Raw genomic sequence first — 12,866 nt, 5'->3', positions numbered from 1 at the left:
GCCTAGACCCAGATCGCCGCGTCGCGCTGGACCTTGGCCAGGTCCAGGAAGTTGGCCAGCAGCTGGTGGCCGCCCTCGGTGGCGATGGACTCGGGGTGGAACTGCACGCCGTAGACGGGGCGGGTCTTGTGCTGCACGCCCATGATCTCGCCGTCCTCGGTCCAGGCGGTCACTTCCAGGTCGTCCGGCAGGGTGGCCTTGTCGACCGCCAGGCTGTGATAGCGGGTGGCGGTGAACGGGTTGGGCAGGCCTTTGAACACGCCCTGGTCGTTGTGGAAGATCTTGCTGGTCTTGCCGTGCATCACTTCCTTGGCGCGGATCACGTCGCCGCCGTAGGCTTGGCCGATGGCCTGGTGGCCCAGGCACACGCCCAGGATCGCCAGGTCGTCGGGCGCGCCGCGCAGCAGCGGCAGGCAGATGCCGGCCTGGTCGGGGGCCTTGGGGCCGGGCGACAGCAGCACCGCGTTCGGCTTCAGGCCCAGGGCCTCCTGCACCGACAGGTCGTCGTTGCGATGCACGACGGTGTCGGCCCCCAACTCGTTCAGATAGTGGACGAGGTTGTAGGTGAAGCTGTCGTAGTTATCGATGACCAGGATCATGACGCCGCCAAGCTCTAACAATGGATCGCCCGAACGCTGCGGGCCCTCGCGCGCGGTCGTAGACGCAGGGGTACATCGTCCAGTTCAGCCCGGCATGCAAGGGCGGAGGGACAAGGGGAGAAGCGTCAGGCGCCGTCGCTTGCTCCGCCAAGCGGCCGCGGATCGCGTACGAATCTACATGCCGCAGAAGAGCGATTGCGCGGCGGCCGACGACATATCGCCGTCCTGCACGTAGTTCATAGCCTTGCTTCGGCACGTATCTCCCGCTGTTGAGGTTTGGCTTCTGTTCGCGGCGTCGGCCGCGGATTGACGAATGGCTTCGACCGCCTTGGCCATGCGGGCCATGTCCGCGTCGATCTGTGTCGATCGCCACCCGTCTGCGGCCTTGGTGAGCGTAACGGTCTGGGCCTGCCATTTGAAATTGGCGCGGGTGGCGCGAAGGCGCGCCTTTTGCTCCAACTCATAGCGACTTTCATATCGGCCACGCATCAGGTTCGACAGGATGTTGCCTGCGAAATTCGAGACTTCCGCGCTCATATAGAACCGGAAGGCGCACTGGAAACCGCCGCCTACAGCCTTGCAGCGCGGAGCCTGCTCGTCATCGATATAAAAAACATAGGACTCTAGCCAAAGGTCGCCGGTGACTTGGCGAAGGTGAGCGAGAAGATCGGCGGGCCCATCGGCGTCATAGGTCACGCCGTAGCCGCCGCTCGTTTCGAAGGGCTCGCTCAAGATGCCCAGTTTCACGAGTTCCCGCGCCGACTGATGGTGGTTCACGAAGCTTGCGGCATAGGCGCGAGAAATCTGTTCGGGAGTCGGAGACCCGCCGGGTCCGCTGTTCGATGTCGTCGCCAACGCTCCAAGCTTCATCACCGCTTCGAAATCGGCGTAGGAACTGAGCGTCACATGGGCGACGGCTGATGGCGCGGGAATCTTGCCCTGATAGCCATCCTCCAAGAGACCGGCCGTCAAGGGAGCGGCCAGCGCCTCGTAACTCGGACTGATCGACAGGAACTGATGGGGCTTGCCGCCGCATAGAGAGCCTAGCCCGCCGAAGCCCTCATACCGGCCGGATGGATCGTCTTCAGGGCGCCGCCCCAGCTGCGCGTTCATCTTTCGCCCGGGACAGGCCTTGAAACTATAGACGAGATAACGTCCGCCCGGCGCGTTCGGAATGTCGTAGTAGACGGGACGCGTTTGACTGGGCTGGGGCAGCTTGGCGATTTGGGCGTCGGTCAAGGTGCGTTGGTACAGCGGATCGGGCGCCAGAACCGGGGCTTTGGAGCGAATGAAGCGGAAAGTCTCGGGATCATAGGTCGCCGTAACACCCACGGCGCCTGCGCGAGCCACGGCCTTGCCCGCGACGTAGGGACCACATCCGGCCTGCTTGCGGAAGCCGGCGATATTGTTGTTACCGCCGGTATCATTCGGATAGACGTCGGTGAACTCGTCCGCCACCGCGCACACTGCCTGGTTTTGTTTCAGGCTAAGGAGGTTCGCCAGCATTTCGTTCAGCGCATTTCTGCCAAAGCCGTCGCCAGGCACGCTGCTGTAGGCCTCGAACGACGCGGCGGCGGCCTCGTCAGGGCGCTCGTCCTGTCGGTAGGTGACCCCGATCAGCCAGAGCGCTTGCGGGATGCGTTCGTCCTGGGGAAAGCGGGCGATAAAGTCGCGCAAGGCGGACACCCTACGGTCGGAATTCCCGTAGGCCTGCATGTTGTCGATTCGATTGAATTGAGCCTTGGCTTCAGGCGTGTTCGTCGCCTTGGAGGCTACCCACGAAAGGCGTTCATCGGCGGCAGGTTGGTCTTGAGCTATCGTTTCGGTTCCGCCCAGGGTGCACAGGGCTATGAGCAGCAGGCGCGCCGCGAAAGAGCGTAGCAAGGTCAAATCCCCCAAAGACCGAAGCTCGACAGTGATGGTTCACGCCGTACGTTGAGTCCACAGGTTTGGAGGTCGGTTCTCCACGGTGGCGGTGTTTTGTGCTCAGCTTCGCGCCCGTTCCGCCAGCGCCGCCGCCACCGCGGCGATCACGCTGTCCCAGTCCCCCGCCGTCGGTTGCCGGAACTGGCGCAGGCTGTCGTACCAGGGGGTGTCCTCGCGCTCCAATTCCCAGCGCCAGCAGGTGTCGAAGCGGTTCAGCAGCCAGACCGGCGTGCCCAGGGCGCCGGCCAGGTGGGCGACGGCGGTGTCGACGCTGATGACCAGATCCAGATTGGCCACCACGGCGGCGGTTTCGACGAAGTCGGTCAGGTCGTCGGCGAGATCCAGCAGGGTCATGCCCGGCGGTGGATCGCGCGCCTCCAGGCTGGGCTCGTCCTTCTGGAGGGAGACGAAAGACACGCCCGGCACGGCGGCCAGGGGCGCCAGTTGCGCGAGCCGGACCGAGCGGCGACGGTCGACGGCGTCCATCTTGCGGTCCCAAGGCCGTAACCCGCCCGCCCAGACCAGGCCGACCTTCAAGCCTTCCAGCGGGGCCAGGCGCTGGGCCCAGGCCGCCACGCGGTCGGGATCGGGCCGCAGATAGGCCGCGCCGTCTATGGTCTGTTGATCCTGCTCCAGCACTCCGGCCAGGCTGAGCAGCGGCGCATAGGCGTCGAAGGCGGGCAGGGGATCGCCGTGCGCGATGACGTCGATCCCCGGCCACTGGTCGCGCAGCAGCGAGATAAGCGCGGGATAGACCTCCAAGGTCAGGCGCGCGTCCGGCGCCAGGCGAGACGCGGCCAGCGGCGCCAGGCGGCAGAATTGCAGGATGTCGCCCAGGCCTTGCTCGGCCGTGATCAGCAGCCTGCCGCCCGGCAACGGCGAGCCGGTCCATTCCGGCTCGGCGAACACGCGGTCGTCGGGACGCCCGCTGGTCTTCCATCGCCAGCCGTAGTGCGCCCAGCCCTCCAGATAGCGGCCGGCCTTGAGGAGGGTCGTGCTGAGATTGTAGTGAAGGTCAGGGTCTTCCGGCGCCAGGTTCAGGCCGGTTCGATGGACCATCTCGGCGTCGGCAAGCCGGCCAAGGTCATACAGCAGCACGCCGATGTCGGAGAGGATGCGTGGATCCTCCCGACGGCGCAAAGCGTCCTGCATGGCGTGGCCGGCCTCTTCCAGGCGACCGAGGGCGTACAGGGCCTTGCCCAGGTTGTGGTGCGCCTCGACCGAGTCGGGATCCAGGGCGATCGCCGTCCTGAAGGCGCCTTCGGCCTCGGCGTGGCGCTTCAGGTCCATCAGGGCGACGCCCAGATTGTTATGGAAAAGCGGAATGCCCGGTGACAGCGCGACCGCGTGCTCGATGGCGGCGACGGCCTCGGCATGGAGACCCTGCCGGCCCAGGACGATGCCCAGATTGTTGCTGGCTTCGGTGACGTTCGGCGCCAGCGCGACCACCTGTCGGTAGCGCGCCCCGGCTTCGGCCCAGCGACCGAGCTGCTGAAGGGCCGCGGCCTCGCCGAACAGGTGGTGGATTTCGCTGGGCTCGAGCGCCCGGGCCCGGGCGGACCAGTCCTTGGCCAGGTCCGGACGGTCGAACTGATCGGCCAGCAGACTCATCAGCCGCCAGGCCTCGGCCTGGTTCGGATCGGCTGTCAGCACCTCGTCATAGGCGGCGTGAGCCTCGATGAATCGGCCGGCCTGATGATGGGCCAAACCTTCCTGGAAGCGCGCGGCGATCGAATCCTGCACTTTGACTCTTCGAATCCACGCTGCCGATGCGGCGACCATCTTCGATTTCTTCAGGGTTGTATATAATTTGGGGGCGAGTTTGGCCGCGCCCGCGGCGAGATGACCTCAGCGTTGGGCGCGTTCCCCGAGCGCCGCCGCCATCGCCGCGATCACGCTGTCCCAATCGCCGGCCTTCGGCTGGCGGAATTGGCGCAGGCCCGCGTACCAGGGAGTGTCCTCGCGCTCGAGCTCCCAGCGCCAGCAGGTGTCGAAGCGGTTCAGCAGCCAGACCGGCGTGCCCAGGGCTCCGGCCAGGTGAGCGACGGCGGTGTCGACGCTGATGACCAGATCCAGATTGGCCACCACGGCGGCGGTCTCGACGAAGTCGGTCAGGTCGCTTTCGAGGTCCAGCAAGGCCATGCCCTGCGGCGGGGTCTTGGCCTGGACGGCCGGGCCGTCCTTCTGCAGCGAGACGAACGAGACGCCGGGCACGGCGGCCAGGGGGGCCAGGGCGGCCAGGGTCACCGAGCGCTTGCCGTCGATCACACCGCCGATGTGCTGGCCGCCGGCCCAGACCAGTCCGACCTTCAGGCCCTTCAGTGACGACAGGCGCTCGGCCCAGGCCGCCGTGCGGTCGGGGTCGGGGCGCAGATAGGGGCGGCCGTCGATGGTGTCGTGATCCTGGCCCAGCACCCCGCCCAGGCTGAGAAGCGGCAGATAGGCGTCGAATTCGGGCAGGGGATCGCCATGGCCGATGACGTCGATCCCAGGCCACTGGTCTTTCAGCAGCGAGACCAGCGGCCGATGGACCTCCAGGGTCAGGCGCGCGTCGGGGGCCAGGCGCGAGGCGGCCAGCGGCGCCAGGCGGCAGAACTGCAGGGTGTCGCCCAGGCCCTGCTCGGCGTTGATCAGCAGCCGGCCGCCGGGCAGGGGCGAGCCGTCCCACTCCGACTGTTTGAAGCCGCGCTGGCGGATGCGGTAGCCGGCGGTCTTCCACCGCCAGTGATACTCGGCCCAGCCTTCGCGGTGCTGGCCGGTCATCAGCAGCACCAGACCCAGATTGTAGTGCAGGTCGGCGTCGTCGGCGGCCAGGGGCAGGGCGGTGCGGAACACCATCTCGGCGTCGGCTGCCCGGCCCAGCTCCAGCAACAGCACGCCCATGTCGTTGAGGATGCGGGGATTGTCCTGCTGTCGGCGCAAGGCGTCTTGCAGGGCGTGGCCGGCCTCTTCCAGCCGCCCCAGGGCGTGCAGCGTCTTGCCCAGATTGTGGCGGGCGCCGACATGGTCGGGGTCCAGCTGGAGGACCGCGTGGAAGGCCGCCTCGGCCTCGGCCAGGCGCTCCTGTTCGGTCAGGGCGATGCCCAGGTTCTCGTGGAAGACCGGCGTGTTCGGCGACAGCTCGACCGCCCGCCGGGCGGCGGCCAGGGCCTCGTCCTTGCGGCCCTGTTTGCCCAGGACGATGCCCAGATTGTTGTAGGGATCGGCCAGGCCGGGGTTGAGGTCGATCAGCCGGCGATAGCGCGCTTCGGCCTCGGCGACCTGGCCGGCCTGTTGCAGGATCACGCCCTCGGAGAACAGGTACTGGACGTTGTCGGGCTCCAGAGCCACGGCCTTGCCGATCCAGTTCAGCGCCAGGTCGCTCCGACCGAACTGGCCGGCCAGCTGGCTCATCCGGCTCCAGGCCTCGGCGTGGCCGGGATCGGCGGTCAGGACCTCGCTGAAGGCCGCCTGGGCCTCGGCGAAGCGCTCGGCCTGGTGATGGGCCACGCCCTCCTGGAAGCGGGCGGCGATCGAGGACTGCACGGCGGCTCTCCACGGAAGGCGACGTCCAGCAGCGAGTAATCCGGAGTCGGGGGCGGATGCACGCGATTTGCGACGATATGGGACATTGCGCCTCAGTTCGGCTGGGGCATGCTTAGGGCCATGAACCCCGCCGATTCCGCCCTCGATTCCGCCGCCATCGCCTATGCTCGGGCGCTGCTGCGTACGCCGAACCGGCGGCAGAAGATGGGGCCCGTGCTGGCGGCGGCGGCCTTCGCGGCGTTCAGCGCCATCACCTTCGCCACCGTGATGGTCATGGCCCCGCCGGCCGTGGTGCAGCACCTGCCGTCGGATCGCCTGGGCGACTGATCGTCAAAGGGCGGTCTGCTCGTCATGCGGGCGCCGCTATCGCCGCCGCTACGCGCCCTGTTGCCATAACGGGGTTCATCATAGCCCATGGTCTCCAACGAACGAGGGGAAGATCATGGGTATTTCGCGACGCCGGTTCCTGAGCGCGGTCGGCTCGGCCGGGGGCTATGGGGCGCTCTACACCACCATGATGGGCATGGGCCTCTTGGCCGCGCCGCGCGCCTATGCCGGCGCGCCCAAGCTGGGCCTGGCCGGCGGCAAGGGTGCCTCGGTGGCGATCCTAGGCGCGGGGATCGCGGGTCTGGTGGCGGCCTACGAGCTGCGCAAGGCGGGCTACACGGTCACGGTGCTGGAGGCGCGCGACCGACCGGGCGGCCGGGCGTGGTCGGTGCGTTCGGGCACGAAGATCGTCCAGACCGGCCGGCCCGACCAGACCGTCGACTGGGCCTCGGGCAAGAACGACTATTTCAACGCCGGCCCGGCCCGCATCCCGCAGTGGCACCACGCCATCCTCGGCTATTGCCAGGAGCTGGGCGTGCCGCTGGAGGTGATGGTCAACGCCAACCGCTCGGCCAAGCTAGACTTCGGCGGCAAGGTGGTGACCGAGCGCCAGGCGGTCAACGACACGCGCGGCACCTTCACCGAACTGCTGGCCAAGGCGGTGGACAAGGGCGCGCTGGATCAGGAACTGACCGGCGTCGATAAGCAGAAACTGCTGGGCTACCTGTCGGCCTACGGCGACCTTTCCAAGAACACCTACGAGGGCTCGACCCGGGCCGGGTTCCTGGCCTCACCCGGCGGCTACGACCATCCGCCCAAGGGCGGACCGCCGCTGCGTATGGCCGACATGATGAAGTCGCAGTTCTGGGGCGCCAGCCTGGTGTTCGAGGAGATCATCGACATGCAGGCCACGATGCTGCAGCCGGTGGGCGGCATGGATCGGATCTCCTACGCCCTCTACGAGGCGGTGAAACCGGCCGTGAAGTTCGAGGCCGTCGTCAAGGAGCTGCGCAAGACGTCCAAAGGCGTGAAGGTGGTCTATGCCGACAAGGCCGGTCCGCAGACGCTGGAGGCCGACTACTGCATCTGCACCATTCCGCTGCCGGTGCTGTCGAAGATCCCGTCCGACTTCAGCCCGCGCGTGAAGCAGGCCATCGCCGCGGCCGAATACCACCACGGCACCAAGGTGGCCTGGGAGAGCCGGCGGTTCTGGGAGCAGGACGACTTTCAGTACGGGGGCCTGGGCTGGACCGACGAGGCCAGCGAGCTGGTCTGGTATCCCAGCGGCGGCATTGGCGAGAAGACCGGCATCCTGGTCGGCGCCTATTCGATCGGCTTTTCGGGCCCCGAAGCCCCGCCGAAATACGCGGCCATGTCGTTCGACGAGCGTTTCGCCGTCTCGCGCCGGGTGATCGAAAAGTTCCACCCCGGCCACGGCCAGGAACTGACCAAGCCCTTCACCGTCTCGTGGAAGCAGACGCCCTACAGCGAGGGCGTGGCGGTGGGCTGGCGCGACGAGCAGCGCGCCACCGACTATGCCGAGCTGTGCAAGCCCGACGGCGGCTTCTACTTCGCCGGTGAGCACATGAGCTACATCAACGCCTGGCAGGAGGGCGCGGCCCTGGCGGCGCACGAGGCGATCAAGCTGATCCAGGCGCGGGTGTCGGCGGCCTAATTATAATCCGCTCATCCCGGCGAATGCCGGGACCCAGATGGAATGGCTGGGCGCTGAAAAAGAAAGGCGCTGAATCTGTCCAATCAGACTCAGCGCCTTACGATCTGGGTCCCGGCATTCGCCGGGATGAGCGGAGTAAGATCAGGCGAAGCGCCAGGCCTCTTCGGCCGCGCGCTTGAGAGCCCGCGACTTGTGCAGGGTCTCGTCGTATTCGGCGTCCGGGTCGCTGTCGGCCACCACGCCGCCGCCGGCCTGGACGTACATCATGCCGTCCTTGACCAGGGCCGTGCGCAGCACGATGCAGGTGTCCACCGAGCCGTCGGCGCCGATATAGCCCACGGCGCCGGCATAGCCGATGCCGCGCTTCTCGACCTCCAGCTCGTCGATGATCTCCATGGCCCGCACCTTGGGCGCGCCCGAGAGGGTGCCGGCGGGCAGGGCGGCCATCAGCACGTCCACCGGATCGACGTTGTCGGGCGCGTCGCCCTCGACGTTCGAGACGATGTGCATGACGTGGCTGTAGCGCTCGATCTTGAAGCTGTCTGTCACCCGGACGTTGGCGCCCTTACGACCGGACGAGGCCGGCTCGTTGCTGCCCGCGCCCTTCAGCATGGCCACGCGGCCCACGTCGTTGCGGCCCAGGTCCAGCAGCATCAGGTGCTCGGACCGCTCCTTGGGATCGGCCAGCAGTTCCTTTTCCAGCGCCAGGTCTTCCTCGGGCGTAGCGCCGCGCGGACGGGTGCCGGCGATGGGACGGATGGTGATCTTGCCGTCGCGCAGGCGGACCAGGATTTCGGGGCTGGAGCCGACCAGGTTGAAGCCGTCCAGGTCCAGGAAATACAGGAACGGCGACGGATTGGTCCGGCGCAGCGAACGGTAGAGGGCGAACGGCTCCAGCGGGAACGGCGCGCGGAAGCGGTGGCTGGGCACCACCTGGAAGATGTCGCCGGCCCGGATGTACTCCTTGGCCTTCTCGACCACCACGGCGTAGTCCTGGCGGCTGACCGGAGTAGTGAACTCCATCGGACCGTGGCTCTGGCGCGGGGCCGAGTGGGCGAGGGGGCCCCGCAGGTCGACCATCACCGACTCGATGCGACCGCGGGCGGCGGCGTAGGCGTCGTGGGCCGACACGCCGGCCTGGGGCCGCGCGGTGGTGACCAGGATGATCTCCTGGGCGATGGCGTCGAACACCGCCACGATCGACGGGCGGGTCATGATGCCGTCGGGCAGGCCCAGCGTGTCCTCGTTGATGTCGGGCAGGCGTTCGGCCAGGCGGACCATGTCGTAGCCCAGGGCCCCGAACACGCCCGCCGACGGTGGCGGCAGGCCGGCCGGCAGTTCGATCTTCGAAGCGGCGATCAGGGCGCGCAGGCTGTCCAGCGCGCCGCCCGCCTGGGGCGTGAAGCGGCCGGCGGCGATGTCGTCGCCTTCCGCGATCTCGGCCTGGTCGCCGCGGCAGCGCCAGACCAGGTCCGGCTTCATGGCCACGATCGAATAGCGCCCGCGCCAGGCGCCGCCCTCGACGCTCTCGAACAGGAAGGCGTAGGGGCGACCGTGGCCGATCTTCAGATAGGCCGAGACCGGGGTCTCCAGGTCGTCGATCAGCCGGGTCCAGACGACCTGGGGGCGACCGGCGTCATAGGCGGCGGTGAAGTTCTCGAGGCTGGGCTCCAGGCTCATTGAGCCTTGTCCTTGGCCGCCTTCGCCGGCTCGCCGTCCTTGGGCAGGGCCGAGGTGTCGACGCCGATGGCCTGGCGGGCCAGGTCCAGATTGACCTTGGTCTTCAGCTGGGTCCGGGCCGACTGCTGGGCGGCCTGGGCGATGTCGCCGAACAGGCCCTGCGAGGTCTGGCCGCGCATGGCTTCGGTGAACTGGGCCAGCTGCTCGGTCGAGGCGGGATGGACCTTCTCGACCACGGCCACCAGGAAGCCGCCTTGCGGGGCGCGGGCGGTGAACGGAACGCCTTGCTTGGCGCCGAACGTGCCGAACAGCAGGTCGCGGCCCAGGCCCTGGTACTGGCGGGCGTTCTGGCGGCTGATGTTGGGCACGCGCTGGACCTTGGAGCCGGCCGAGGCGGCGACCGCCTCCATCGACTCGCCCTTCTTGATCCGCTCGCCCAGGGCGTCGGCCTTGGCCTTCATGCGCTCCAGCACCTTCTCGATCATCCAGCGCTGGGCCAGCGGCTCGCGAACCTGTTCCAGGGGCGGCAGGGTCGAGGGGATCACCTTCTCGACGCGGATGGCGTAATACTCGCCCTTGCCGGCCTCGATCAGCTCGCTCTCGCCGCCGGCCGGCAGTTCGAAGGCCGACTTCAGGACGTCCGGGGTCAGGCCGGGCACCGGCTGGCCGCTCTGGTCGACGCCGGTGGCGGCGATCGGGGCGGTGGTCAGCACCAGGGCGTTGGCCTTGGTGGCCGAGGCGACCAGGTCGGCGCCGCCGTCATGGGCGTCCTGATAGGTCTGGGTCTGTTCGTAGGCCTTGGCCTGGGCGGCCTGGGCCTTGAGCTCGGCCTCGATCGAGGGACGCACGGCTTCCAGGGTGGGGGTGGTGGCGGGAGTGACCTTGATCAGCTTGACCACCGAGACGCCCAGGTCGCCGCTGATCGGCGCGCTGACCTGGCCGGGGGCCAGGGCGAACACCGCCTCGGCCACCTTGCGGTCGGGCAGGGCCGACTTCGGCTTGGCGTCGATGATCACCGGCTGCTTGCCGTAGGCCTTGGCCACGTCGGCGGGCTGGTCGCCCTTGGTCAGGCGCTGGGCGATCACGGCGGCGGCCTTGGCGTCCGGCGCGACGATCTGCACGAACGAGCGGGCCTCGGCCGTGCCCAGGGTGTCCTTGCGAAAGTTGAAGGTCTTGACGATGTCGGCCTCGGGCACGGTCACCGACGGCTCCAGGGCCTGGGCGCTGAAGCGGGCCACCGACAGCACCCGGGTCTCGGGAATGGTCAGTTCGGCCGTGTGCTCCTTCATATAGGCGCGCAGCTGGGCGTCGGTCGGCGCGGCGGGCTTCTCGACCGAGGCGGGATTGATCGCGAAGGCGGCCAGGTCGCGGCCTTCCAGGCCGTAGGCGGCCTGCAGGGCCGAATAGATGCGCGGGGCGCGCAGGCCCACGGCCATGGCGCTGAACACGTGGGTCTGGGCCAGCTCGTCGCGGATCGAGGCTTCGTAGCGGGCGGGGGTCAGCTCGTTCTCGGCCAGCAGGCGCTGGTACATGGCGTTGTCGAACTTGCCGCTGATCGGGTCGAACGGACGCTGGCCGGGAGGCAACGAGGCCATGCGTTCGCGCAGGGCGTCGGCCACCATCTTGTCGGACGGGCGCACGCCCATGCGGCGCATCAGCTCGGCCAGGGATTCCTGCAGGGCCAGCTGGGCCAGCAGGCGGCTGTCGACGCCCTGCTGGACGGCGACGTCGGGGGTCAGGCTCGCGCCCTGGTCCTGCTGGCGTTTGCGGAAGTTCTCGAACTGCGCCTTGAACTCCTCGGGCGAGGTGTTGCGCGAGCCGGCCGCGACCACCCACTTGCCGGGCGGATGGCGGAAGACGTCGCTGATGCCGAACACCGCGAAGCTGACGATGAGCAGGCCAAACAGGATCACCGCGAACGGCGATTTGGCGAAGGAGCGGAAGCCGGCGAGCATGACTGGGAGAAACCTTCCTCGATAATCGCATCAATTCCACGCAGGGCGACGGAACGAACGCGAGCAGCGGGTATAGTAGAGCCCCAGGGGGGCGGGCAAGCGGCGGCGGGGTCTAACCGGTCTTGACTTCCCAAGCGGCCATGTCCCCAAAACGGGGTCATGACCCTTTCCCTGACCTCGCCCCGGCCGCTGATCGCCGGCAATTGGAAGATGTTTGGCCTGGAAAACGCGCTGGATGAGGCCAGAACGGTGGCCGCGGCGGTCTCCGAGGCGCCTCCGGCGGCCCGGGTGGCGCTCTGCCCGCCGGCGACTCTCCTCCATCGCATGTCGCAAGTTCTGGCCGGAGAGGCCGTGCTGGTCGGCGGCCAGGACTGCCATACGGCCGTTTCCGGCGCCCATACGGGAGATATCTCCCCGGCGATGCTGGCCGACGCGGGGGCCAGGCTGGTGATTCTGGGCCACTCCGAACGGCGCGCCGCCTACGGCGAAAGCGACGCCCTGGTGGCCGCCAAGGTCGAGGCGGCGCTGGGCGCGGGGCTGGAGCCGATCGTCTGCGTGGGCGAGACGCTCGAGCAGCGCGATGCGGGTCAGGCCGAGGCCGTCGTCACCGGCATGGCGCGGGCCTCGCTGCCGGCCGCCCTGGCGGGACAGGACTTCGCCGTGGCCTATGAGCCGGTCTGGGCCATCGGCACCGGCCGCACCCCGACCATGGCCGACATCGCCCAGATCCACGCCGCCCTGCGCGCGGTGCTGGTCGAGACGTTCGGCGAGCACGGCAAGACCGTTCCGATCCTCTACGGCGGCTCGGTGAAGCCCGACAACGCCGCCGAGATCCTGGCCGTCCCCGAAGTCGGCGGCGCCCTGGTCGGCGGCGCCTCGCTGAAGGCCAAGGACTTCCTGGCGATCATCGCCGCGGCTTGAGCCGTTCCACGGCCGGGGACACGCCCTTGCGGCGTGTCCCCAAACCCATCCGCTGAACATGCCGGTTGGGCGTCGTGGATGCTGGTGGGGACACGCCGCAAGGGCATGTCCCCGGCTTGGCAGGCGCCAATCCGCTGAAATCGCTGGGCTAAATCTTTATTCCCAGCAGGGTGTCAGACCGGCCGTATCCTTATCCCACCTGAAAGCACGGGAAGGGCGCACGTACGGCGACCGTTGCGGCTTTCGGGGGCGATCGAG

9 protein-coding genes are annotated in these 12,866 nt (G+C 68.2%); 3 read left to right on the top strand and 6 right to left on the bottom strand.

What is annotated here, in order from left to right:
- Positions 1-2 precede the first annotated feature (2 nt).
- From AC07OA_RS17005 to AC07OA_RS16990, 4 genes are all read right to left on the bottom strand, one after another.
- Entirely contained in the window at positions 3-599 is a 597-nt protein-coding gene (locus AC07OA_RS17005) for an anthranilate synthase component II (RefSeq protein ID WP_494665001.1), read from the bottom strand.
- A gap of 174 nt (positions 600-773) precedes the next feature.
- A complete protein-coding gene (locus tag AC07OA_RS17000; protein WP_494665000.1) occupies positions 774-2,483 on the bottom strand; it encodes a tetratricopeptide repeat protein in 1,710 nt (569 codons plus the stop codon).
- Positions 2,484-2,585: 102 nt separating this feature from the next.
- Positions 2,586-4,268 (bottom strand): tetratricopeptide repeat protein, encoded by a 1,683-nt coding sequence (locus AC07OA_RS16995; RefSeq protein WP_494664999.1) that lies wholly within the window; start codon positions 4,266-4,268, stop codon positions 2,586-2,588.
- Positions 4,269-4,373: 105 nt separating this feature from the next.
- On the bottom strand, positions 4,374-6,050 hold the full coding sequence (locus AC07OA_RS16990) for a tetratricopeptide repeat protein (RefSeq protein ID WP_494664998.1): 1,677 nt from the start codon (positions 6,048-6,050) through the stop codon (positions 4,374-4,376).
- Between the two features lie 120 nt (positions 6,051-6,170).
- Between AC07OA_RS16990 and AC07OA_RS16985 the strand changes: the two genes are divergently transcribed.
- Complete coding sequence (locus AC07OA_RS16985) at positions 6,171-6,377, top strand: hypothetical protein (protein ID WP_494664997.1); 207 nt, start codon at positions 6,171-6,173, stop codon at positions 6,375-6,377.
- A gap of 115 nt (positions 6,378-6,492) precedes the next feature.
- The gene (locus tag AC07OA_RS16980) at positions 6,493-8,052 is read left to right on the top strand and encodes a flavin monoamine oxidase family protein (protein WP_494664996.1); all 1,560 of its coding nucleotides are present in this window, start codon (positions 6,493-6,495) and stop codon (positions 8,050-8,052) included.
- Between the two features lie 141 nt (positions 8,053-8,193).
- Here AC07OA_RS16980 and trpE read toward each other — a convergent pair whose 3' ends face one another.
- Together trpE and AC07OA_RS16970 are read right to left on the bottom strand one after the other, a co-directional pair.
- Positions 8,194-9,732, bottom strand: coding sequence for an anthranilate synthase component I (gene trpE / locus AC07OA_RS16975; protein ID WP_494664995.1), 1,539 nt, complete (start codon positions 9,730-9,732; stop codon positions 8,194-8,196).
- Entirely contained in the window at positions 9,729-11,687 is a 1,959-nt protein-coding gene (locus AC07OA_RS16970) for a peptidylprolyl isomerase (RefSeq protein WP_494664994.1), read from the bottom strand. Before AC07OA_RS16970 ends, trpE begins: the two co-directional genes overlap by 4 nt.
- A 159-nt stretch (positions 11,688-11,846) precedes the next feature.
- Here AC07OA_RS16970 and tpiA point away from each other — a divergent pair, with 159 nt between their 5' ends.
- Positions 11,847-12,608, top strand: a complete 762-nt coding sequence (tpiA, locus tag AC07OA_RS16965) for a triose-phosphate isomerase (protein ID WP_494664993.1) — start codon at positions 11,847-11,849, stop codon at positions 12,606-12,608.
- Positions 12,609-12,866 lie beyond the last annotated feature (258 nt).

The organism is Caulobacter sp. GW821-FHT09B08 (assembly GCF_059418225.1).
Note: the sequence above shows the minus strand (reverse complement) of the source record. Positions and strands in the feature narration are given on the sequence as shown.